Origin of the sequence: Bacillus paranthracis, assembly GCF_024296885.1 — a bacterium.
GTDB lineage: Bacteria > Bacillota > Bacilli > Bacillales > Bacillaceae_G > Bacillus_A > Bacillus_A paranthracis.
The window spans coordinates 1,491,827-1,516,302 of sequence record NZ_CP101135.1 but is presented as its reverse complement, the minus strand read 5'-3'; the positions used below and the strand labels follow the sequence as shown (position 1 = coordinate 1,516,302).

Here is a 24,476-nt window from a genome sequence, read left to right as displayed (position 1 = left end):
ATTTATAAAAACAAGAAAAAACCTACTTACAGCAGTAGGCACCTATCTTTATTGTATTCATTTTTCATATATTTGTCATCTAAACGAAACGTACATCCGATAGACATCTGCTAAAAACTGCTGAAATTTAATACCTTGTTTCCCTAAAACATTTTCAGGATCAATCTTTCTGGCTGGATCAAGTGTTTTATGTGATACGATATCTTTTTTCGGATTCAAGCCGAAGTTTTGACATAAATACGCATGATACCACGTAAAACGGGTATATGCTTCCCAAAAATTAACATCACCGCCATAACAAAGCTCCACTCCAATGGCAGCCTTATTGGCATCATACCCATATAAGTCATTATCTGTCGGCACACCATATCGAACATGATAAGCAACTTCATTTATAGGAATAATTTCTAGTATTGTTTTGTCATCTATAAATGTATGTGCCGAAGCTTTCGGTTGTATTTCATTAAAATAATCCCGATTCCCAATCGCATTGCTACCAGGATTCCCCGTATCATGGCTTACAATAAACCTTACTTTAGAAAGAGGAATTCCCGGCCGTGAACTTCCATATCCAATATAGTTACGCTCTATAGGAAACATCGCCATTACTACCAACTCCCGCTTCAGAAGATTACCTTACTTCTTTATATATGTATTCGGTAGCAATGTCCTTATAGCATATTTCTTACGCGAAGAGAAAATCGAAAATATTTGATGTGAACACCATAAATAATAAAATACTTACAGCAACTCCATAAAAACCGTAAAACCAAACACAATCTTCTTTCGTATCTAAACCGAAAAATTTATTTACTGATTGTAATAATGTGCCGCGCTTACTTTGTTTGTTTCTTAATACTTCCACTCGTTCTACAACATCCGCTGGCATCATAAATCTTTGGTCTACTGTCATTTTCATCATTTATCTCTCCTTAAAATCATTTCCGTTTTGTTTATCTAAGGAGAGTATAGCACGTTTGTTCGTATAGAACAAGCGTTCTTTTCGTTTTTATTTTATTTTTCAGCAAATCCAGTAAGAATCGTGATTACAAAGGCGATAATTGGCCCTACTACAACCGCACCAAATATTAAAAACAGTAGCCCTTCCCCGAACACCCGAACAATACTTGTCTTTTTTGGCTTTCGTCGTTCTTGCAAGTTCTCCCTCTAACCTCTTAACCTTTTCTTCTAATTGTTCTACCCGTTCCATCATTTCATTTCCCATTTACAACACCTCACTCTAATAATTCAACAAAAAAACGTGATTCCCTCGAAAGGAATCACGTTTTCTCACAATATAATATTATACCCAACCTCTGAAGCGACTTGCTTCAGCCATTTTACGAACACCGACCATATACGCTGCTAAGCGCATATTCACTTTACGAACTTGTGCTGTTTCATAAATAGAATCAAATGATCTTACCATTACTTTTTCTAAACGTTGTTCTACTTCTTCTTCAGTCCAGTAGTAACCTTGGTTATTTTGTACCCACTCAAAGTAAGATACTGTTACCCCACCAGCGCTCGCTAATACGTCTGGAACGAGTAAAATTCCGCGATCTGTTAAAATTTTAGTTGCTTCTAATGTTGTTGGACCATTTGCAGCTTCAACAACGATTTTTGCTTTAATATCATTAGCATTTTCTTCTGTAATTTGGTTCTCAATTGCAGCTGGAACTAAAATGTCGCAATCAAGTTCTAACAATTCTTTGTTTGAAATTGTATTATTAAATAGTTTTGTTACTGTACCGAAGCTATCACGACGGTCTAATAAATAATCAATATCTAATCCGTTTGGATCATGTAATGCGCCGTAAGCATCTGAGATCGCAATAACTTTCGCACCTGCATCATGCATAAATTTAGCTAAGAAGCTACCAGCATTACCGAATCCTTGAACAACAACGCGTGCACCTTTAATATCAATGTCGCGTTTTTTTGCAGCTTCGCGAATACAAATTGTAACACCTTTCGCTGTTGCTGTTTCACGTCCATGTGATCCACCTAATACAAGTGGCTTACCTGTAATAAATCCTGGTGAATTAAATTCGTCAATACGGCTATACTCATCCATCATCCATGCCATAATTTGAGAGTTTGTGAATACATCTGGAGCTGGAATATCTTTCGTCGGTCCTACGATTTGGCTAATTGCTCGTACATAACCGCGGCTTAATCTTTCTAACTCACGGAATGACATTTCACGCGGGTCACAGATAATTCCACCTTTACCTCCGCCATATGGTAAATCAACAATACCACATTTTAAACTCATCCAAATTGAAAGTGCTTTCACTTCATTTTCTGTTACATTCGGATGGAAGCGAATTCCACCTTTCGTTGGACCAACAGCATCATTATGTTGTGCACGATATCCTGTAAATATTTTAACAGTCCCGTCATCCATACGAACTGGTATTTTCACTGTCATCATACGAACTGGTTCTTTTAATAATTCATATACTTCGTTTGGATAACCCAATTTTTCTAACGCTTCACTGATAACAATTTGTGTTGAATTCAATAGTTCAAAATGTTGTTCCCTTTGTTGTTGTGTTTTTGTTTGAGTTCCCTTTTCGGCTACCATAGTAAGTAAACCCCCTGTAATTTCACTTGTTTAGTAAACCTTCATTGCCTAGTATACACCGTTAAATTTGGAATGCAATAGAAAACGCTAACAAATATATACAAAGTATTTTCTTTTGCAAGCGTTTTCACTATCATTATAGTCCTTTTATCGCTTTTAGAAAAGTAAAATACTTAAATATTTAAATATTTTTTATTTTATTCATGTACAGTACTTTGAAAAAATACATTTAAGTAAGGTAAAAAACAAAACCTTAGCTATGTTACATTAGCTAAGGTTTTGTTTTTTCACAAAGTAATTGTGTATTTGTTCAATTGCTTGAGAAGCCATTAATTCTTTACCATACTCCATTAGACGATAAATAGTTGCTGTAGACGGATTACCATATTCCGCTAAAATAGCTATAAAATCTGCCTTCAGTAATTGTATTTGCTCCTCTTCTTCCATCCAAAGATAGAAACGCCCATCCCACGTATATAATTTTCCGCCAGTTACATCAAGGTTATATAAACGATTCGACAGGTTAATTACGTCATCTAGTGTAGCAAACTCATAAAGGATATGCTCGCTTTCATCTAGAGTCACTTGCATTTCAATAAACTCGTCACGGAACTCATCATCTGTATCCGCTTCTTGATGTTCTTTCGTTACAATTACGACCATTCCTTGCGCTTGTAGAGAAAATACTTCAACTGCAATCGGGCCATCCGCTTCAAATCCCAATTCTTTATTTGCTTCTTGCATCATATCACGAAATAATTGCTGTACTTTCGGTGCATTTCTCCACAAATCTTCTTTCGTTAATCCTCGTTCAGATAAATCATCAAATGTTAAGAAAATTTTTATCTTATTGTAATTTAATCGTTCCAGCCTCATCTCATACCCTCCCTACGCAACCAATGAATATAATTTTTATTATATGAAATAGAAAATAGATGGTTCTTTTCGAACAACTATTCTAACATGTTTAACCAATTATCCCATTCTTCTTTCGTATCACCAATTAGGTTTGTTTGAATGTTCAACTGATCTCCAGCACCTATTTCTCCTATAACCCCAACAGAAAGGTTTTCACTTTTTTCTTGCAACAAATTCAAGTAGCTCGTTGCGTTCTTCAGTTCTCGTCCGTCATCAAAAGAGATTACTACATATTTAGGTCTTATTTGCTCAACAGCTAACGTAATACTATCTTCCGCTAAGCTTGCCCTAATATATATCACCTCATATCCTTTTAATCGTAAATACGTTGAGAAAACAAACCCTTTCAACATATTACTTTCTAACACAACAACTTTGTGTATAGAAGAAAACGATGATGCATTATGATATACCATCCCTAGACGCGTTTGTAAAAATGATACGACATATTGGAATTGCACCATTGTAACTTCATTATTATTTTTTAACGTTAACAATTTATTTGACACTTGAAGAACAATACTTGCGATAACTTTTTCTGTTGCATAAATACTAAAGGCCTCGTTTAACAATGCAGAAGTTGTAATTTCATCAAATTTTAACAAAGCTTGTAGTAAATCGTCCACTAAAACAACTTCTCTATCGTAATGTATTTCATTTTGAACACTATTCTGCAAACGATTCCCTTCTAATAATTGAACTGCTTGTCCAATCATCATGCCGGAAGAAACCTTGTCCATTAACCATTTCAAAATTTGAATATGCTCTTCTGTATATAATCGATGCCCCGCATGATTCCGCTTTGGGGCAATCATTTGATATCTTCTTTCCCATGCACGAAGCGTACTTGGTTGAACTCCAATTATTTTTGAAACAGCTTTTATGTTATATTTTCCGTTTAGAGTTGGCATCATTTCCCTCCGCATAACGTAATAATATGTGTTTGAGCAGGTGCTCGGAAGCGAAGTGGAATCAACGTTGTTCCATACCCATTACTAACAAAAAGAGTTATATTTGAATGCTTATATACGCCACCTTTTAAATATTTTTTAGATGGGAATAATCGAATCTGCCCTCCATGTGTATGTCCACTTAGCACAAGTGAAATTTGTTCTTTTCCAGACATTTTATTTATTATATCAGGGTTGTGGCTAATTAATATGCGAAAACCATCTTCTTTACAATCAGCCAACGCTAAATCTAAACGATCACGTTCCAAACCAACATCATCTACACCGAGCAAACAAATTTTCTCTCCTAATTCAGACTCAAATACAACTCTTGTATTATCTAAAACTTTTACATTATTTTCTAATAACAAAGCATCTAATTCATGATATTCAATTTCATAATCATTATTTCCCCATACAAAATATACAGGAGCTATCGCTCTTAGCTTTTGTATATTTGCAGAGATTTTCGATAAAGGGACACCTTTTTCCGCTAAATCACCACCAATAATTACAAGATCAACTCTTCCTTTTACTTGTTCAATTAACGAATTCGAAATGACCCTTCTATGAATATCAGATATAAAAAATACATTTACTTTTTGAAAACTTTTCGGAAATTCTTCAAATATTAAAGTATGTTCTAGCACCGTATTACGCATTGCTTCTGTATACATTACAAGAAGCATTATAATACCAATACAAACGAGAGTACTTAATAAGATAATCCATATCATATATTTTTACTCCCCTCCTCATAAAGATAATCCTCAGTTTTTATAGTAAGTATTTTACTAACTTTCTCGCTTTGTGGACTTATCTTTTATCGGAATTTTTAATTCTTGACCTACATTCACTTCATCTTTTTGTAAATCATTATACTTTTTAATCACTTCGATCCCAGTTTCATCTGAAAAATATTGCTTCGCTATACTTTCTAAAGTTTCTCCCTCTTTCACCGTATGCGTGACAACTTTCTCAGATGATGCCTCGGACTGAGATTTAGCTGAATCAAAGAAAATGACCTCAAATGCACTTTTTCCAGCGTTATTACCATCACTTTTCACCTGAATATATTTATCCGTATACCATAAAATACTAATTGGTAATAATATGAATAGAAATGTTAAAACTCGAACGAAAATATGATTCATTTTAAACTTTTGTTTTTTCTCTTTATTTCTATGAATTTCACTACGCGGCGGTAAACCTTCTTTTTCTTCCACTCGCTCAACTTCTAATTCCTCTTCAAAATCAGGAATTCGTCTTCTCATGTTGTTCACCACCACCTTCCATTTATTTTCTTAATTGAAGCCCCATTATAAAATCAACAAGAAAGTGTGCAAAGATTGTTATAAACAAATTTCCTGTCCATTCAAATACATAGCCAAAAACAAAACTAATGAAACAGACGAAACAAAACAAAAATGGCTTTTTTATATATCGAATATGTAATACTGCAAATACAAAACTTGCTATTACAATTCCAAAGTGCGTCTGCACTACACCTCTAAATAAAAATTCTTCTGCAAAGCCGATAATGAACGTAATAACGAGTAGATGCATAACCGACATCCCTTGAAACATCCTATCATTAATACCACCATCATCAAACCAAGACTCTGGAAATACTCGCATTGCAACATAATCTAATAACACAATACCAATCGCTAACAAGCCACCTATTATAAGTATAGACACCGGTTCCCATTTCCACAGACTATACACCGATTTTATATCTCGGAATAGTATATATGCTAGTAAACAACCGATACCGATAATAATGAACTGTGTGATATACAGATTCAGCCTTATTTCTTTCGGACTCATATCTTCAATATTATGCCTTTGAATGTTCATCATTCCCCCATCTTTTCTAGACCGAAAAGCTTTTGTAACTCTGTTTCCCAATTATAGTCGAAATCCGATTGTTGCGCTTGTCTTTTTTTATAATCTGTTTTTGTAATATGACAATAGTCGCAGCAATTCTTTACCTCGCCCTCTTTTCTGTAACCGAACTGTCGCAGCAAATATTCTCGTCTACATTCTTTCACTTGTATCCATGATTTCATGTTTTCTAGCTCACTATATTTATTACGTAACCTTATTTCTACTTCAGCTATTAATCTGTTCATAATTTCATCTGACAAGCTCTCTAATATTAGTTTTCGTTGTTGTATGATTCCAAGCTGTTCAAGATGATAGCGGATGAAACGCCAATATTGTTCATTAAATCTTGCTGCATTATAACAAATTTCTTCTACCTCTTCTATTGGTAATTCTTTCGTTTGAAACATTCTTTCCTGCAGTAAAGAAAATAAAAATTGTATTTGTGACTGGCTTGGCAATTCATCTTCAATGATTGAAATTGGTAAATCGTGATCTAACGGACTACATAGTAAAATAGCTATACTTGGTTCACCATCTCTTCCAGCTCTTCCGATTTCTTGTAAATAAGAAGCTATATTAGTCGGATAGTGAAAATGAATAATATATCTCGTGTTCGATTTATTTACTCCCATACCAAAAGCACTTGTACATATTACAAGCTGTAATTGGTCATTCATAAACTGCTGTTGAATTAACATACGCTCTTCATGTTCCATACCACCATGATAGAAAGCGACACCAGTAACGCCTTTTCCTCTTAAATATTCCGTTAAACGTTCTGTCCACGCTCTGCTTGAACAATATACAATCCCCGGCCCTTGTAAATACATCACCTGGTCCAAAAGCGCCTCTTTCTTCTCTTCTATCGTCTCTACAAATTGTACTTCCATTGCTATATTTGGACGATCAATAGAATACACATGCTGCGTCACATTCTCCAAATTCAAACTCTCTGCTATATCTCGGAGTACATCTTTCGTCGCTGTTGCAGTTAATGCTAGCACCGTAGGAGACCCGATATTCTTAATAACTACATCTAGTTTTTTATAATCTGGTCTAAAATCATAACCCCATTGCGAAATACAATGAGCTTCATCCACAACAAATAATGAAATATGAACTTTCTTCAATTCTCTTATTAACAATTCCGACTGCAACATCTCTGGTGATACAAAAATAAATTTATAAGAAGCTAATCTTTTCATCGCTTCTCTTTTTTCCTGTAATGTCCGAAAACTATTAAATGCTATCACTCGGTTTTTCACAACATATTTTAATTGTGTAACCTGATCTTCCATCAAAGATAATAATGGTGATACAACAAGTACTGTCCCTTCTTGCATGAGCCCTGGAAGTTGATAGCACATAGACTTCCCTCTTCCGGTCGGAAGCATCGCTATAACATCTTTTCCTTCCAATAAATCTGTAATTACCCCTTTTTGACCTGGACGAAATTCAGAATATCCAAACCACCTATATAAATATTCCTCAAGTTTCATTTATACCCTCCATCCGCGCCAATACAAGACGAACTTCAAAATAAGAGATATCCTCTCCAACCGCTTGTTTCAACTCACGCAGCTTACGTGTTTGTAATGCATCAATTACTTCTGTTACTTTATCTATTTTTTCTTTTTCCATAAACATCTCGATAGAAAAATCTCTTTCTCGCAAAGCAATTTCAACAAAATGATCTTCTATCGTTGCAACCTTTAGATTTCTAATCGTCGCTATTTCTTCTAACGAGCGCCCTTGCCTCCAAAAATTATATGTTTTTTTCGTTGATAAACTAAATAATTCAGCTCTCTCATTTGGATAAGAGATAATCTCAGCTAATAACGGAAATTCATTTTCTTTATCGCGAACTTCTTGTATAAGGAAATGAATTGTACCCCAAAATAAAAAATACACCCTGAAAATATCTCGTTTCGTAATTTCCGCTAACTGCTGCAATGTACAACCGATACGTTCATATCCTGTTAATCTATATGTTACAATCGTCGCTTCTATCACATCACATTTCCCTAAAAGATTATGTATTTCTTTCCATAATCTTTTTGCCAATTCAATTCGCCTATACGGCATACCTGTTAAAAATCGCTTCACCCACACCATTATTTCTGTATCTTGTTGAATAGGAATAAACTTCGTATTATTCTGTTGTAAATTAGATACAGTTTGAATAATTAAAGATAATCTTTTCCAAAACGTTTCACCTAATTCACCATAGTGCAAACCATGTAAATGCGCTGGGAAAGCATACCATTCCTCCCATGTATGTAACTGCATTTCACCTTTAGATGTTAACAAATATGTATTTTCATGTATTTCCTGAATTAAATCTGCTTGCAACAACTTTGCAACTTCACGATCATATTCAGTTCTATTTAACAATTTATATATTCCAAACAAAAAAGAAATTCGGAACATATTTCCATCTTGTAACGTTTGCGAAGAACGTTTTCCCTTTAATAAATAATAAATAGAAGAAACGGTCCTTTCACCATTCAATTGTTTTAAACAATACAATACAGTATATTGTAGTTGCATTACCGCTTCCACCTTTCAATCTAACTTAATTGCTTTTTGTTATGATTGCGCCATCTACCGTTACTCATTAAACTTATCATATGGGCAATATATACTTGTATATATTCTATTGTACCAAACGAAATAACATTTACGTATTTTGAAAATCTTATGACATAATGCAAAAATTAGTTGACACTCTAATTGATAAGGATTATCATTATAATTTTATGTTGAAAAGTTTTAAAAACCGTTTTACAATAAGGTTATAATTTTTATGGCGAGCTTTTCACATACATATTATCAGGAGGGAAAAAAGATGGCAAAATATACAATCGTTGATAAAGATACTTGTATCGCATGTGGTGCTTGTGGCGCTGCTGCACCAGACATTTATGACTATGATGATGAAGGTATTGCATTCGTAACATTAGACGATAACCAAGGTATTGTTGAAATTCCAGATGTATTACTTGAAGATATGATGGATGCATTCGAAGGTTGTCCAACTGACTCAATTAAAGTTGCTGACGAATCATTCGACGGCGATGCTTTAAAATTCGAATAGTCTTTTATTAACTTCAAAAAATACCCCTCATTCCTTTGAGGGGTATTTTTTGTTTTCTATTTTCATTCTCCTTATTAAAAAACCATTAGTAGTTACATACTACTAATGGTTTTATTTTATATTTTATGCATTTTTCATTTTTGCAAACACCCATACTTTCAGGCGTGAGAATAACGCTACAAATACAATTGTCACAACAATTCCTTTAATCAAATTAAATGGTAAAATTGCCGTTACAACCGTTGTCTTTATCGCTTCGCTAGACATAGCTGGTGAATTTAAAAACCAAGTGTAAGCTGGGAATATGATGATGTAATTTAATACGCTCATAATAAGAGCCATTGTAATTGTCCCTAGCATTAATCCTGTCGTTAAACTCTTAACAGTACGATACTTTCTAAATAAGAAAGCTGCTGGTCCAATAAATAAACATCCTGCAATAAAGTTAGCAATTTCTCCAACTGGTACTCCCGTTAAACTCCCTTGAATCCCGTAATGTAAAATATTCTTTATCGCTTCTACAATTATCCCTGCAACCGGCCCGAAAATAATTGCAGCAATTAGAGCTGGTACATCACTAAAATCAATTTTTAAAAATGGCGGAAGCCCTGGGAATGGGAAATCCAACATCATCAGTAAATATGCAATACTACTTAGCATCGCTACACTCACCATCTGCACTACACTGTTTTTTTGTTTCATCTTTCTCTCTCCTTTTCCATCGATCATCTCATGGAAAGTGGAAAGGTTCTGCTATGCCTACTTTTTCATAGAACGAAAAAACCCTTTGTGTTTTACACAAAGGGAGAATTTAAGGCACATCAAACAGACGTTCAAATACCTATCTTTTTTGAACGCTTGAACCTCCATCTTCTCCCATCCAGACTGTACTGTCGGCTTTGGAATCACACCAAATCCTGCCTTAACGGCTCGCGGGCTTAGAACAAAATCACATATAGTTCATCACCGCCGGTCGGGATTTTCACCCTGCCCCGAAGATAGACCGATATTCTATTTTCCACTTCATTATACAACAACATGATCGTATTGTGAACAAAAAAATCGTAACTTATTAAAAATAAGTTATTAATTTTACATAATCAAAATCATTCATTATATTTTACAATACACTCCATATTTTTTAGTATTCGGCATTTCTCCTATGAATCCCCTAGTCATATATAATTAAAAGTGATAAGATGTTGAATTGTTAAGATAAGAACATTTTCTGGATTATGGAGGAAATGTCATGAAGAAAGAGAAGAGACACTCTATTCGAGAAACAATGAAAAAAAACTTAAGGAAAGAATACTTTTACTTAAAAAAAGAATTACTTTTCTACTGTCCAATTGATTTAGGCACATTCTCAAGCGAGACATACTATGCTGCTTTCGATGAAGATGGCATCAGTATTTATCAGTATGATAAAAAGACAGAAAGTAAATTAAAATTATGTGAGCGTCATCCGTGGAAGAGTTGGAATAAAGTGAAGGTGGATCATTATTTAACAACTTCACAATTTATTTTTCAAGGTGAGCGAAACTGGATATTATCCCTTTTCCAAAAAGGAAAAGAAGCTCAAAAAATAATCGAAGAGCATACATCTTTACAAACTGAAGTTGTTTCCCGCTCTTTCTTAAAAAAACTTCCTGGTTTCCGTTCTAATGCACCGTTGAATAAATACATCGGCAGCATTTGCTATACTGCACTCATTGCATTTTTATTAAAATGGATGATTCCATTTCAAGGACCACAAATCGCCCTGTACTCTATTTCAATCGGTTGTATGCTTCTTGGTTTACTTTGTTTGACAATTGGTTTAATTGAACCGACTATTGTACTATTTCGAACAAACGAAAAAACAAGAGCGAAAGTATTTTACTTATATAGCTACTTAGCTATTTCTGGATTTATATGTGTCTTTATTTTTTGGTAAAAAAGAGCTAGTTAAACTAGCTCTTTTTTTACTTTACATATAATTGTTGATTTGGATAAATGAGCTCTTGTTGCAATCCATTTTTTTCTTGAATTTCCTTAACGGACATTCTAAATTTCCGCGCAATGCTAACTAGAGTGTCGCCTTTTTGGACGACGTATAACGATGAAGAAACTGTTTCATTTCTTTGTTCATGTAAAACAAGCAATGGATTCATCGCATTCTTTTTTGCCATCGTCCATTTTCCTTGATGAACTTCTAAATGTAAGTGTGCACCTCGGGATTCTCCTGTATTTCCTACTTCTCCAATTATTTCTCCCTTTGAAATATAATCTCCTTGAACTACATATCTCTTATTTAAATGTGCATACACAGCCTCATATTCTCCATGTTTAATAAATATAACGTTTCCATAACTACTTGAATAATAAGACTTTGTTACCTTCCCTTCTTGAATAGCTGACACAGGCGTGCCGATCGGTGCCGCTATATCTATACCGTAGTGTTTTCCGTGCCTTGTTCCAAAATAATCACTTATCTGTCCTTCAACAGGCCATGCCCATTGATTTCCCTCTGCGTACACATGTAATTGAGATAAAAACAGTACTGTCAATAACATGACGCCGTATTTTAAAGCTTTCATATACATCCTCCGTTTTCTAATTACGACCATACCTTCTCTATTTTGGTATATTACAGAAAAAAGTATACAAAAAAAGAAAGTGAATCACTCCACTTCCTTCTCTTTCTTATCACGAAAAACGATTGCACTGCGATTATACTCTACATCTTTTACTTGTAATCGAGCGTTTATTACTCTAGCTACTGCAAATAAATAGTCAGATAATCTATTGACATACTTTAGAACAACTGCATTTATTTCTCCTTCCTTTTGCAAGGACACGATACATCGTTCTGCTCGCCTTACAACTGTACGTGCAATATGAATAGCAGCTGCCGATTCGCTTCCACCTGGTAAAATAAACCGTTCTAGCGGCGGTGCTTCTTCTATATACGAATCAATCCTACTTTCTAAGTTTTCGACCATTTCAATTTTTACTTTATAAGGAATTTTCTCGCCTACTATCGCCAAGTCTCCCCCGCAATCAAATAGTTCATGTTGAATCGTTTCAAGTTCATTGTAAATATCTCCGAAAGACCCGCCTTGTAGTTTAGTCATCGCATATCCAATATGAGAATTCGCCTCATCTATTGTGCCATATGCTTCAACTCGGATATTATCTTTATCCACTCTGCCGCCTATTACACTTGTTGTCCCTTTATCTCCTGTTTTTGTATATAATTTCATCGCTTTACGACACCCCTCTCATCATTCTTCATTCGACTAAGTTAGAAAAAAAGTTCTACTATTATTTATTTAATTGATTTTACAAAAAAATAAACAACAGTAGAACTTTATTCATTATCAACTTTAAAAACGCATATCTAAATTATACGATTCGGTAAATATACAGAGAATGTAGTTCCCTCTCCAACAACACTTGAAACAGCAATTTTCCCATCATGGCCTTGCACAATATTTTTTGCAATCGCAAGCCCGAGTCCTGTTCCACCTTTTTTTCCACGTGTTCTTGCTTTATCAGCTTTATAGAAACGATCAAATAAAAATGGAATATCTTCTTCTGGAATACCAGCGCCCGAATCTTGTACTTCAAAAATAAGACCATTATTTTTCGTATCAATTACAAGTGTTACGTGTCCACCTGCATTCGTATGACGTATTGCGTTATCAATTAAATTCGTCAATACTTGTTCCATACGATCTGCATCAAACGGGTATTGCTCAATTGGATTTTTGAAATCAACCGTTAACGCGACTTCTTTATCCTTTGCAATCCCTTGGAATTTACGACCTATTTTTTCAACGAAAGGATGAATATCAACTTCACCTATATGTAACTCTACATTACCACTTTCCATACGCGCTAAATCTAACAATTCATTTACAAGTTTACCTAAACGAACGGATTCGTCATAAATGATTTGAACAAACTCGTTAATTTCTTCTTTTGTTTGCACAATATCATCTAAAATCGCTTCACTATACCCTTGAAGCATGACCATCGGTGTACGAAGTTCATGTGATACGTTCGCAATAAAGTCTTGGCGCATTTTCTCAAGACGGCGTTCTTCCGTCATATCACGCAATACAGCTACAGCCCCACGAATTTTCGTTTGATTGTAAAGCGGCGTCATAAGAACTACATAGTTACCTTTTTGTAAATTAATTTCAACCACTTGTTGTTGTTCGCTTTCTACAACGAGATGGAATAGTTCAACAAGTTCAGAAGGTAGTTTTTTACTGAGCTCTATCTCTTTTTCTTCTTGCCAAACTTGTAAGAAATGTTCAGCCGGCGGATTGATTACAACGACTTCACCCTCTTGATTTAATGTAATAACCCCATCTGCCATACTACTTAAAATACTAGCTAACTGTTCTTTCTCTTGCTGCAGGGCATTCATATTAAACTTCAACTGTTTCCCCATTTGATTTAAGGCTGTTGCAAGCTCACCAATCTCGTCCTGGGATACCATAGGAGCTTTTGCATCAAACTTCCCACGCGACACCTCAAAAGCAACCTCACGCATTTTACGAAGGGGTGCTGTAATTCGAGTAGATAAGAAGAATGCAAAGAAAGTTGTTAATATAATCGCAATCCCTGCTGATAAGAATATAAAATCAGTCGTTCTTTCCATACCTTGTATCGGCACTTGTAAAGATTCGTATACAAACACTGCACTTTGATTTTTTGACTGTACTGGTTTTCCGACAATCATAATATCATTTTCAGTATTTTTATTCTTTCTACTATTAGAGGCTTTTCTAATGTTATTCTTAATTTCTTTTTTGTCTGTAAACACAGCCGCTAATTCTTTATCTTCTTTTAAGTCATCCATTGTAAGAGTGACTAATCCTTCTTGTTTCGGTGAAGAAGATATTTCTTTACCATCTTCTACAATAATGATCCTTGAAAGTGGGTCAGAGAATTTGTACGCGATATTCTCAATCGTTTTTACATCGGCACCTTCTTCAATTAACTCTGAAACACTTGTTGCAACTTTTTGAAGCCTAGCTTCACTCATATCTACATAATATGTTCTAAAAAACTGTGAAAGTAAAATCGCAACAAATCCAAGCACGAACGAAACGAGAAGTAATATGGTCATCCATAACTTCCCTACTACACTTCTCCAAAGCATCAGTCGTTCACAACCTCAAACTTATAACCTACGCCCCAAACGGTAACAATCATCTTCGCAGCATCGGGTGATTTTTTACTTAACTTCTCACGTAAACGCTTTACATGCGTATCAACTGTACGTAAATCTCCGAAGAATTCATATTGCCATACTTCTTTTAGCAATTGCTCACGATCGAATACTTTATCAGGCGCTTTCGCTAAGAATAATAGTAATTCGTACTCTTTCGGTGTTAAGTTCACCTCATTACCATCTGCTGTAACACGGTGTGCATCATTATCAATTGTTAAATGAGGGAATACAGTAACATCTTTTGTCGTTGTATCTTGTGTAAAGAATGTTGTTGGTACAGAACGGCGTAAGACCGCTTTCACTCGAAGCACTACTTCACGTGGGCTAAATGGTTTCACAATATAATCATCAGTTCCTACCTCAAACCCTTGTACTCGATTTACTTCTTCACCTTTTGCTGTCAACATAATAATTGGCGTCGCTTTCTTCTCACGAACCCCTTTACATACTTCGATACCATCTTTACCAGGCATCATAAGATCTAATAAAATTAAATCATAATCATTTTGCAGCGCCATTTCTAAAGCTGTATCACCATTGTCTGCTTCTTCAATTGTGTATTGTTCTCTTTCTAAATACATTTTCAACAAACGACGAATACGATCCTCATCATCTACAATTAAAATTCTTGATTCATTTTCCATTTCTACCCGTTGCGTACTTTTACCACAACGGTTCACACCTACCCTTCTATACTATTATGTTGCGCTATTCTCGTTTATTTAAGCAATCCTCTAAATGTTTCACTTTCCATATTATGCTTCACAAGAATAATAAAGTTTGTTCAATTTTTTTCCAAAACTATGTATTTTTTTTGAACAGTATATAATGTCCTCGACATCATTTTACAAAATCAACCGCTACTTTGTCATGTTTTTCTCAAAAAAGAAGAAAAGTTGACAAAAATAAAATAGGAAAGTGACATACACTCTCCTATTTTATTTCTCTATGCGTATGAATGTAAACCCGCGATAATTAAGTTTACTACAATAAAGTTAAACATAATAATTGCAAAACCAATTACCGCTAACCACGCTGACTTCTCTCCATGCCATCCTTTTGATAAACGTAAATGTAATACCGCAGCATAAAAGAGCCAAGTAATAAGCGCCCAAACCTCTTTTGGATCCCAACCCCAAAAACGTGTCCACGCTATTTGAGCCCAAATCATGGCGAAAATTAATGCACCTAATGTGAAAACTGGGAATCCAATTGCAATAGAACGATATCCTATTTCATCTAACAAATCGCTGTTCGTATTTTTCACTAACGGCTGAAGTGCCGCTGATACTCGTTTACGTAAAATTAGCCTTAATACAATATAGAGTAACGTTCCGACTAACACTGACCAAATAACAGTATTTAATTTTTTCGCATTTACAATCGCCGGAACTTCAACTGTCGGCTCTAATTTATTTTCTGTCAGTAACTTCCCTTCATGCGGCCCCACTAAAGCCGGAAGATTGTATTTCATTTCCACTTGTTGTTCATTTTTATCAATCCATTGAAACTTTGCTTCATATTTCATACTAGAATATACCGTTGTTACTCCAATAAACCCAACTGTACAAACAAGTGTGAATACTACCGTCTCTAGCCAAAATGTACGTTTACTTTTCACTGATTGATCTACATTTTTTAATAAATACATAACGCCCGTAATAAAACTAATTGCTAAAATTGCTTGTCCTGCAGCCGCAGTCGTCACGTGAATATGTAACCAATTACTTTTTAAAGATGGAATAAGCGGTGATATTTCCCTCGGAAACATACTTGCATAAGCAATTAATAAAAGCGCAACTGGTAATGCAAATAGTCCGATTATACTTACGCGGTACATAAAGTACATGACAATAAATGCTCCGACAAGCATCATGCCGAAAAACGTACCAAATTCAAAAAAGTTACTAACTGGCGCATGACCTGATGCAATCCACCTTGTTACAAAATAAACTGTTTGTGCAATAAACCCTAAAATTGTAATCGTTATTCCTACATTTGCCCATTTATGACCCTTTTCTTTAATTGCTCCCCCAAAAAATAGAGTGGCAATTAAATATAAAATAAATGCGGTAAAGAGAAAGTTACTACTTATTTGCACCATATCGTTTCCCCACCTTAACTAATTTTTTTATCGACTACTTTATCATTTGGTTGCGGAATTGCTGTACCTTCTAGTACTCTTTCAATATCTTTCTTTAAACCGAACCAGTTTTTATTCGTATGTCCTGCAATCCACCATTCATCATTAACGCGTTGTATCCAAATACGGCGATGATTCCAATACATTCCTTGAATGACACCAACCATAAATATAAACCCTCCAATACCGAGAATCCAAAGCGTTAAATCTTTTCTTACAGTAAGTGCTGTTGCATTTTGCATTTCCACACCTGCAAAGGACATTTTATATTTGTTATTCCCATCAGGTTCTATATTTTGCTGAATACCAACAAAACTCACTTCACCATCTGGTGTTTCAGGTGTAAACATTTTAAATACAAATGCAGGGTTGTTTGGTAATTTTGTTTTTGTATTTGGTCTTCCATTCTCATCAAAATAAAAATCAGGGAAATAGCTTAATAGTTCTAAAGAATAACCATTTCCTAAATCATATTTTTCTGCAGGGTTTGTTAAATCAACTTTAATCGGTCCCCACTTTTGATTATTTTCTTTATTTTGCAAACGGAAGGACATACTTTTAAATTCATTTTCTCTATAACTCAATTGATAAACAGCAAATTGATCAAATTTCAGCGGTTCATTTACTCGAATTTCAACTTCTTTTACTTTTTCCAATTTTGGTTTTTGTCCAGCTATCTTTTCACCTACCGCTTTATATAATACGGCATTCGTTTGGAAGTTTTTCGCAATCATTTTATCACCTACACGGTCAATTGCTTCATCAAAAACTTCTTTATCCTTACTTTTATCATAAACTTCCTTTATAAACTTCTCGTTTTTTAAATAGTATTGCCCATCCGTTCCAGGTATTTCTTTCGTTTCACCGTCACGTAACCAAAGCGCTTCGTCTACGTACATACTTGGTAAAAAACGAAGCATCGCACCGAATAAAAAGATGATGAGACCGATATGATTCACATATGGACCCCAGCGTGAAAACCGTCCCTTTTCCGCCAAAATATTTCCGTCTTCCACTTTTACGTTATAGTTTCTTTTCTTTAAATTCTTTTGAACTCTTTCAAAATCACCATCTTGCGGTGTACCAGTACCGTATAATCTTTGTCTCTTTAAAAAGCTAGGGTGTCTTTTCACCCCTTGCTTCTTTAAGGCTTTATAAAGTGGAATGACACGATCTAAACTGCATATCACAAGTGAAATACCAATTGAAGCAATTAACATCATATACCACCATGAACCGTATAAATTATTAAAGCCTAATTGATAGTATAATTGCCCTAAAAATCCGTATTCTTGCTTATAATATTCAGCTGGTGCAATTCCTGGAGTTATGTACATTTCTTGCGGAAAAATAGTCCCTATCGCCGATGCAGCTAAAGTGATTACAATGAGCCATACACCGACTTTTACAGAAGAGAAAAAGCTCCAAATTTTATCAATAATCGTTTTTGTTTGCGTGAGAGATCTCCGAGCACTCCCCTCATAGCGCATATCCAATAGTTTTATATTTTCATTGCTTTCAAATGGTTTCCCACAAGCTTCACAAAAAACAGTTCCTATCGGATTCACATGTCCACATTCACATTTAATTTCTTTCAACACTCTCACCGCCCCTGTATCTATATGTACTATTGTATATTCTAACCTAAAGTTACCGCAATACTCAGAATTTTTAAACCGAAGGCACTATAGGTAAGCGCCTTGTATGTAAAGGTTTTCTTTATTACGGAGTGATTTTCTTTAAATACTCCTCCAATTGTTCCTTCGTTTGTTCACCTTTAATCTCTTGAATCACCTTACCATCTTTATCAATCAAGAAGCTTGTTGGTAATGGTATTACTCCATACGTTTTTATAATTTCTCCACCTTTATCGATTGCAACGGGGAACTTAAGATCGTATTGTTTCACAAAATTCTTAACAGCAATATCCGTTTCATCTGCATCTAACGCAATGATTTCAACGCCTTTTTCTTTATACTTTGGATATAGTTCATTCATATAAGGCATTTCTTTCTCACAAGGTTTACACCACGTACCCCAAAAGTTTAAAAATACACCTTTTCCCTTAAAATCTTTTAGCTCAATTTTCTTTTCTTCTAAATCTGTCACAACAAAGTTAGGTGCTTCTTTTCCAATTTCCATTTTCTCTTCTTTAGAGAAATATCCTTGATAAAGTGTAAATCCTACAGCACCACATAAAATGAGCAGAATAATAACGCGAAATAATAAGCGATTTTTTTTCATATTGTCTCCCCTCTCTTCGACGAGTGATGAATATATGTATTTTTTAATAAATCACCAGCGGAGCATTCCACTGGTGAAATTTTCACAATATCGATTAGCGAGGCTTTGTAGAAGCCAATGCACGTAATTGTTTTACCTCATGTGGTGTCAATTCTCTTGCATCACCAGGTCGCAGGCTTCCTACTTCTAAGAAAGCATAGCGTTCACGCTTTAGTTTCACTACTTTACAGTCTAAAGCTTCAAACATACGACGTACTTGACGGTTACGACCTTCATGAATTGTTAATTGTACAATTGCCATTTCTTTACGCTTGTCCCAAGAAATGATTTTCACACGCGCTGGTGCTGTTTTTCCGTCTTCTAACATAACACCGCGTTCTAACATGCGAATTTTCTCACCTGTTAGAGGACCTTTTATTTTTGCAACATATGTTTTTTCAACTTTATATCTAGGGTGCATTAATACGTTTGCGAAGTCCCCATCGTTTGTCATTAATAATACGCCAGACGTATCATAATCTAAGCGTCCGATTGGGAATAAACGTTGTGTAATTTCCGGGAAAAAGTCTGTTACAACACTTCTTCCTTTATCATCTGATACACTTGAAATTACGCCAGTTGGTTTATATAGTAAAAAATAAACAGGTTCTTCTTTTTCAAGAGGGATGTTATTTACTTCTACTTTATCTTGAGGAGTTACTTTCGTTCCTAACTCCTTCACTATTTTCCCGTTAACTTTCACTTTTCCTTGCTGAATTAATTCCTCAGCCTTTCTTCTCGATGCAATACCTGCTTGCGCAATCACTTTTTGTAATCGTTCCATTTCTTTTTTTCACCTCGAATTTATCTTACCTTACATTAGAAAGACTTGGCAACCGCATACGCTTGACGGCTTTTCGCTTCATCTTACTTAAACAACATAGCGATGATAATAAACATATAAAGGTCAAATCATGGTTTTACCTTTTATTATTGTCCATATTTTTCATATTGCTCACAATAAAAGTTCATTATTTTGTCAAAAATACCGCATAAAAAAACCACTATTAAGCAACACCTTAATAGTGGTCGTATACGTATTATAAGCGAAATAGCATAAAAAATGAATAGCATTACTGAAACAATAGAGAAACAAATACAATCGAACAAATAATTCCGATTAAATCGGCAAAAAGTCCTACTTTTAATGCATCTCCCATTTTTCTAATTCCAACAGCTCCGAAGTATACTGTTAAAATATAAAAAGTTGTGTCTGTACTCCCTTGCATCGTAGAAGCCAATCGCCCAATGAACGAGTCCGGTCCATACGTCGCAATTAAATCGGTCGTAATACTTAAACCAGCAGAGCCCGAAATAGGACGTATAAGTGCTAGTGGAACAATTTCTGCTGGGACATGAATTAAATCTAACATCGGCTTCATTACTGATATCATTGCATCTAATGCACCTGAAGCTCGAAATATAGAAATAGATACGAGCATTCCAACCATAAACGGTAAAATAGAGATTGCAATTTGAATCCCTTCTTTTCCCCCCTCAACGAACGATTCATACGTCGGAACTTTCTTTATCGTGCCATATAGAAGGATAAAACCAATGACACAAGGGATTACCCATAATGATATCGTATTGACAATGCTCATTTTTTCCGCCCCTTCCTACTCCTTCTTCGGTAAAAATAGCGGTCAATCCAAATCGCTCCGATCATAGAGAGTACTTGTGCAATGAATGTTACCCCAACAATTTCAGTTGGATTTGCTGATTCATACGTCATTCGAATCGAAATGACGGTCGTAGGAATTAAAGTAATCGCTGATGTATTTAATGCCAAAAACGTTACCATAGAACGGCTCGCCGAATCCTTCCCTCCATTTAACTCTTTCAATTGTTCCATCGCTTTAATGCCAAGAGGGGTCGCTGCATTACCTAAACCAAAAAAGTTTGCCATCATATTTGATAAAATAAATCCCATTGACGGATGATCCTTCGGTATTTCTGGAAACAGCCTTTTTACTATCGGCATAAAAAGTGCCACTAACTTTTTTAACAATCCGGCTTCCTCTGCAATTTTCATTAAGCCGAGCCAAAATACTAAAACACTAATGAGTCCTATACAAATCGTTACCGCATCTTTCGCTCCATCAAATACAGCTTTATTTATTTCTTCCATTGTTCCATTTATCATCGCATACACAATCCCAATGACAGCCATCGCTACCCATACGAGATTAACCATCGTTCCCAACACCTATCATGTAAGAAAAAATTTCTTTCACATTATTCCAGTACATTCCCGTTGTAGCTACTAACTTTCGTTTACTATAAAATAAATTCCGTTCTCCAACTTTCTCATTGCCAACATAAACGTCTGTCTTTCCAACCTTTACTCCATCCACAAGCTTTGCACTTTTATCTAGTTCAACTTTTAATACTACGCTCTTTTTTTCTTCTTCAGTTAAAGGTACTGAAAAACTATTTTTCGTGTAAACATGATTGGCGTATTTCTTTTCGGTTATTTCAGCAAGTGCTCCTTGTCCTAAAACTTTTGTTTGTTCGAAACGGTCAAAACCTTTATCAAATAAATTCATATGATCATCCCAATCACTAGAAGCGCTCAAAGTTACGACAATTAGATCTAGTCCATCTTTTGATGCTGTTGTAACAAGCGTCCGGCCTGCTTTCTTCGTAAAACCCGTTTTTCCTCCTGTTGCAAATTCATAATAAGACGTCACAAGTTTATGTTTGTTTTTCCACGGATAATCCCACGAATCTGATTTATACGTTTTTGTCCCAAAAATCTTCTTAAAGGTTTCGTTCCCCATTGCATACCTTGTTAAAAGTGCCATATCATAGGCCGACGAATAATGGGATCCATCTCCATCCAAACCATGTGGGTTTGAAAAGTGAGTATCTTTCATTCCAATTTGTTTCGCCTTTTCATTCATTAAATATACAAACCCTTCTATACTCCCTCCTACATTTTCAGCAATTACTTGTGCTGCATCATTACCAGATCTAAGCATGAGTCCATATACTAAATCCTCTAATTTTACTTTCTGTCCAGGCTTTAAATAAATTGCTGAGCCTTCTACTCTCACTGCTTCATTACTAACCGAGACCATTTCTTTCATTTTTCCTGACTCAGCAGCTAACAAGGCAGTCATAATTTTTGTTATACTAGCAATCTTTTGCGGCTCATGTTCTGCTTTTCCGTATAATACGCGACCTGACTGTTGCTCCATTAATACAGCATTTCGAGCACTAACATTGCTGGTCATCTTTGCATATGTAGGAATTGGTATAACGCTTGCGTACATAATAAGAAGCGTAATGATTACACAAATTCGTCTCATATTTCCCCCCACGTCCTTTTGGCACTTTTTGTACAAGTGTATGCTTGGCCTTTTAAAATATGAACGAAATCTCCCTCTCCTTCCAATAAAAAAGACGCAGAGAACCTGCGTCTAATAAGGTGTCCATTCTATTTGTTTTGCACTTTCAAATCTTTTTTCTACATCCGGCCAATTTACAACATTCCACCAATTTTTAATATATTCATCTTTTCGATTTTGGTATTGTAAATAATACGCATGTTCCCACACGTCTAGTACAAGGAGCGGTATCGTATCCCATTGTGTAAATAATTGATGAAGTGTACTCTGTAAAATTTCTAATCTTCCCGATCGGGGAACCCAAACGAGAATTGCCCATCCTGAACCTTCCACTTTAGAGGCTGCTTCTGTAAAATGTTTTTGAAAACGCAAGAAACTTCCAAAATCTTGTTCAATCCGGTGTGAAAGAGCCCCTCTTGGACTTCCGCCGCCACCTTTTTTCATGTTATTCCAAAATATTGTGTGCAAGTAATGACCTGATCCATGAAAAGCAGCTTCTCTTTCCCAATGCTTAATTAAATCAAATTGATTTGTTTTTCTCGCTTCTTCCATCATCTTCTCTGCCTTATTTAATCCTTCCACGTAACTACGATGATGTTTATCATGGTGTAACATCATAATTTCTCTAGAAATATACGGTTCTAACGCATTATATGGATAAGGTAGTGGTGGGAGTGTATGCCCTCCAATTGGAACAGCTCGTTCACTATCCCCTCTTTCACATAGTTCATATTCCTCTTCCCCCTGCACGAATACTTCCTGCAAATGATGCTGAATATGTTCTACATCATCACTTATTTCATACATAAACTCTGCATCTGTATCATACTCATGCTCTTTCATACGGTCTAATAACGTTTGAATTTTATAAGCAAGCATATGGACATCATACACTTCCATTGCACGGCTATCTAATACGTGAAGAACACTTTCACACCAGCTTTCTACTTCATGAAAGTAATCTGTGAATACACCTTGCTGACTCATGTTACACCTCCTTAATGCTATCCCCTTAAATATATTCAAAGGAAATCTCTTATATAACTGTACAAAAGGAAAAGAAGCTAAGTCCCCTCAGCTTCTTTTTCGCAGTTAATATTTGTGTAACATCTTTGTTTGATAATCCGTCTCATAATATTCTAATTCTTCACGCATCAATTGGAATTTCCCCTCTAAGCTCTTCATTACTTCCTCTACAGATGCAGGTGGTGTTTGTTGAAAAACGATGGAGTTTTTCCCTGTATAAGCAGACCGACTATTTTCATACCAATGATCACTCTTTGGTGAAAAAAACTCTGCAATTACTTGATGATAAATTTTATATAAAATCTTTTCAGCTGCTGTCTTTCGAAATGGCTGGCTATTTAACAAAACAAAACACGCATCATGTCCTTCTTCACAAAAAACGAGAAGACGTCTTATTGACGCTAATAACCCTTTATAATATTGTTCGTTTCCTGCCGGTGTCTCTTCTAATAAAGAAGGCAACGTATGATAATTTACATAATTGGTTATCAAATGAATAACATCTTCTAAAAACATAGAAACTTGTTCTGTTTGATTTTCCACCATTAGATTAGACATTTTTCCCTCTCCTTTGCCAGTTCACTCTATTTCTACTCTTTTATTTTTATGTAATTCAGCCAATATTTCTTGTACTTTCACGACTATTTCCTCATCAAAATATTGTTGGAATTCTTCTATATTATTTAAATACAAACGTTTTTGCATGCGAAGCTCATTCTCTTTCAGTAAACAACAGATCGCTACAATATCCCGCAAATATATGTCTTGATTTTCTACTTTACATACCGGATTTCCTTCAAAAGGAGTAATTTCTTGTACAACTTCTTCAAAATACCGAACATATAAAACAGAAAAGGTTCTTTCTTTATCATTTAATATATATGTCACTTCAGATCTATTAAAAAAATCTTCTGACGTATTAGGTTTTGCTTTCTCTAGCTCATATCCCGCATAACCTATTATAATCATCTACTTCCCCTCTCTTCCTTCTTTCAA

27 protein-coding genes, 1 pseudogene and 1 riboswitch are annotated in these 24,476 nt (G+C 35.2%); of the genes and pseudogenes, 2 read left to right on the top strand and 26 right to left on the bottom strand.

Annotated features, from left to right (window positions below):
• Positions 1-75: 75 nt before the first annotated feature.
• The 11 genes and pseudogenes from NLJ82_RS07735 to NLJ82_RS07685 form a co-directional block, all read right to left on the bottom strand.
• The gene (locus tag NLJ82_RS07735) at positions 76-606 is read right to left on the bottom strand and encodes a peptidoglycan recognition protein family protein (protein ID WP_001240643.1); all 531 of its coding nucleotides are present in this window, start codon (positions 604-606) and stop codon (positions 76-78) included.
• Positions 607-685: 79 nt separating this feature from the next.
• A complete protein-coding gene (locus NLJ82_RS07730; protein WP_001983018.1) occupies positions 686-922 on the bottom strand; it encodes a DUF3961 domain-containing protein in 237 nt (78 codons plus the stop codon).
• A 92-nt stretch (positions 923-1,014) separates the two neighbouring features.
• Positions 1,015-1,225: pseudogene (locus NLJ82_RS07725) on the bottom strand (hypothetical protein).
• A gap of 78 nt (positions 1,226-1,303) precedes the next feature.
• Positions 1,304-2,590, bottom strand: coding sequence for an NAD-specific glutamate dehydrogenase (gene gudB / locus NLJ82_RS07720; RefSeq protein WP_000225176.1), 1,287 nt, complete (start codon positions 2,588-2,590; stop codon positions 1,304-1,306).
• Between the two features lie 267 nt (positions 2,591-2,857).
• Positions 2,858-3,466 carry a genetic competence negative regulator gene (locus tag NLJ82_RS07715; RefSeq protein WP_001235392.1) on the bottom strand — a complete coding sequence of 203 codons (609 nt, stop codon included), beginning with the start codon at positions 3,464-3,466 and terminating at the stop codon, positions 2,858-2,860.
• Between the two features lie 77 nt (positions 3,467-3,543).
• Positions 3,544-4,419: a MerR family transcriptional regulator gene (locus NLJ82_RS07710; protein WP_001142635.1), complete on the bottom strand. Its 876-nt coding sequence runs from the start codon at positions 4,417-4,419 to the stop codon at positions 3,544-3,546.
• Entirely contained in the window at positions 4,419-5,195 is a 777-nt protein-coding gene (locus tag NLJ82_RS07705; protein WP_000637818.1) for a metallophosphoesterase, read from the bottom strand. Before NLJ82_RS07705 ends, NLJ82_RS07710 begins: the two co-directional genes overlap by 1 nt.
• Positions 5,196-5,252: 57 nt before the next feature.
• Complete coding sequence (locus NLJ82_RS07700; protein ID WP_001254344.1) at positions 5,253-5,732, bottom strand: LysM peptidoglycan-binding domain-containing protein; 480 nt, start codon at positions 5,730-5,732, stop codon at positions 5,253-5,255.
• 22 nt (positions 5,733-5,754) lie between these two features.
• Complete coding sequence (locus NLJ82_RS07695) at positions 5,755-6,318, bottom strand: CPBP family intramembrane glutamic endopeptidase (RefSeq protein WP_001025765.1); 564 nt, start codon at positions 6,316-6,318, stop codon at positions 5,755-5,757.
• Entirely contained in the window at positions 6,318-7,847 is a 1,530-nt protein-coding gene (locus NLJ82_RS07690; protein ID WP_000762990.1) for a RecQ family ATP-dependent DNA helicase, read from the bottom strand. The genes NLJ82_RS07695 and NLJ82_RS07690 overlap by 1 nt, the downstream gene beginning before the upstream one ends.
• Positions 7,837-8,898, bottom strand: coding sequence for a YpbB family protein (locus NLJ82_RS07685; protein ID WP_001176989.1), 1,062 nt, complete (start codon positions 8,896-8,898; stop codon positions 7,837-7,839). The genes NLJ82_RS07690 and NLJ82_RS07685 overlap by 11 nt, the downstream gene beginning before the upstream one ends.
• Before the next feature lie 298 nt (positions 8,899-9,196).
• Here NLJ82_RS07685 and NLJ82_RS07680 point away from each other — a divergent pair, with 298 nt between their 5' ends.
• Positions 9,197-9,445 (top strand): ferredoxin, encoded by a 249-nt coding sequence (locus NLJ82_RS07680; RefSeq protein ID WP_001151996.1) that lies wholly within the window; start codon positions 9,197-9,199, stop codon positions 9,443-9,445.
• Positions 9,446-9,568: 123 nt separating this feature from the next.
• Here NLJ82_RS07680 and NLJ82_RS07675 read toward each other — a convergent pair whose 3' ends face one another.
• On the bottom strand, positions 9,569-10,147 hold the full coding sequence (locus NLJ82_RS07675; RefSeq protein WP_000810850.1) for an ECF transporter S component: 579 nt from the start codon (positions 10,145-10,147) through the stop codon (positions 9,569-9,571).
• A 162-nt stretch (positions 10,148-10,309) separates the two neighbouring features.
• Positions 10,310-10,449, bottom strand: a riboswitch (FMN riboswitch).
• Between the two features lie 245 nt (positions 10,450-10,694).
• Between NLJ82_RS07675 and NLJ82_RS07670 the strand changes: the two genes are divergently transcribed.
• Complete coding sequence (locus NLJ82_RS07670; RefSeq protein ID WP_000711807.1) at positions 10,695-11,381, top strand: hypothetical protein; 687 nt, start codon at positions 10,695-10,697, stop codon at positions 11,379-11,381.
• Positions 11,382-11,409: 28 nt separating this feature from the next.
• Here the strand turns inward: NLJ82_RS07670 and NLJ82_RS07665 are convergent, their stop codons facing one another.
• The 14 genes from NLJ82_RS07665 to NLJ82_RS07600 form a co-directional block, all read right to left on the bottom strand.
• Positions 11,410-12,024: a peptidoglycan DD-metalloendopeptidase family protein gene (locus tag NLJ82_RS07665; RefSeq protein ID WP_000645701.1), complete on the bottom strand. Its 615-nt coding sequence runs from the start codon at positions 12,022-12,024 to the stop codon at positions 11,410-11,412.
• A gap of 84 nt (positions 12,025-12,108) precedes the next feature.
• Complete coding sequence (locus NLJ82_RS07660) at positions 12,109-12,690, bottom strand: cob(I)yrinic acid a,c-diamide adenosyltransferase (protein WP_000781285.1); 582 nt, start codon at positions 12,688-12,690, stop codon at positions 12,109-12,111.
• Positions 12,691-12,827: 137 nt separating this feature from the next.
• On the bottom strand, positions 12,828-14,603 hold the full coding sequence (gene resE / locus NLJ82_RS07655) for a sensor histidine kinase ResE (protein ID WP_000964682.1): 1,776 nt from the start codon (positions 14,601-14,603) through the stop codon (positions 12,828-12,830).
• Positions 14,603-15,319: a DNA-binding response regulator ResD gene (gene resD / locus NLJ82_RS07650; RefSeq protein ID WP_000426862.1), complete on the bottom strand. Its 717-nt coding sequence runs from the start codon at positions 15,317-15,319 to the stop codon at positions 14,603-14,605. The genes resE and resD overlap by 1 nt, the downstream gene beginning before the upstream one ends.
• 302 nt (positions 15,320-15,621) lie before the next feature.
• Complete coding sequence (gene resC, locus NLJ82_RS07645; protein ID WP_000250096.1) at positions 15,622-16,779, bottom strand: cytochrome c biogenesis protein ResC; 1,158 nt, start codon at positions 16,777-16,779, stop codon at positions 15,622-15,624.
• Positions 16,780-16,793: 14 nt separating this feature from the next.
• Complete coding sequence (gene resB, locus NLJ82_RS07640; protein ID WP_000910530.1) at positions 16,794-18,419, bottom strand: cytochrome c biogenesis protein ResB; 1,626 nt, start codon at positions 18,417-18,419, stop codon at positions 16,794-16,796.
• 121 nt (positions 18,420-18,540) lie between these two features.
• Positions 18,541-19,062, bottom strand: coding sequence for a thiol-disulfide oxidoreductase ResA (gene resA, locus NLJ82_RS07635; protein WP_000742197.1), 522 nt, complete (start codon positions 19,060-19,062; stop codon positions 18,541-18,543).
• A gap of 94 nt (positions 19,063-19,156) precedes the next feature.
• Positions 19,157-19,885 carry a 23S rRNA pseudouridine(2605) synthase RluB gene (gene rluB, locus NLJ82_RS07630; protein WP_000440555.1) on the bottom strand — a complete coding sequence of 243 codons (729 nt, stop codon included), beginning with the start codon at positions 19,883-19,885 and terminating at the stop codon, positions 19,157-19,159.
• 289 nt (positions 19,886-20,174) lie between these two features.
• A complete protein-coding gene (gene spmB / locus NLJ82_RS07625) occupies positions 20,175-20,705 on the bottom strand; it encodes a spore maturation protein SpmB (RefSeq protein ID WP_000029510.1) in 531 nt (176 codons plus the stop codon).
• Positions 20,702-21,298: a spore maturation protein SpmA gene (gene spmA, locus NLJ82_RS07620; RefSeq protein WP_000247808.1), complete on the bottom strand. Its 597-nt coding sequence runs from the start codon at positions 21,296-21,298 to the stop codon at positions 20,702-20,704. The genes spmB and spmA overlap by 4 nt, the downstream gene beginning before the upstream one ends.
• Complete coding sequence (gene dacB, locus NLJ82_RS07615; protein ID WP_001252622.1) at positions 21,291-22,415, bottom strand: D-alanyl-D-alanine carboxypeptidase DacB; 1,125 nt, start codon at positions 22,413-22,415, stop codon at positions 21,291-21,293. The genes spmA and dacB overlap by 8 nt, the downstream gene beginning before the upstream one ends.
• 111 nt (positions 22,416-22,526) lie before the next feature.
• Positions 22,527-23,441 (bottom strand): superoxide dismutase, encoded by a 915-nt coding sequence (locus NLJ82_RS07610; protein WP_000082669.1) that lies wholly within the window; start codon positions 23,439-23,441, stop codon positions 22,527-22,529.
• Between the two features lie 105 nt (positions 23,442-23,546).
• Positions 23,547-24,038: a YpuI family protein gene (locus NLJ82_RS07605; protein ID WP_000067567.1), complete on the bottom strand. Its 492-nt coding sequence runs from the start codon at positions 24,036-24,038 to the stop codon at positions 23,547-23,549.
• Between the two features lie 21 nt (positions 24,039-24,059).
• Complete coding sequence (locus NLJ82_RS07600; RefSeq protein WP_000583786.1) at positions 24,060-24,449, bottom strand: hypothetical protein; 390 nt, start codon at positions 24,447-24,449, stop codon at positions 24,060-24,062.
• Positions 24,450-24,476 lie beyond the last annotated feature (27 nt).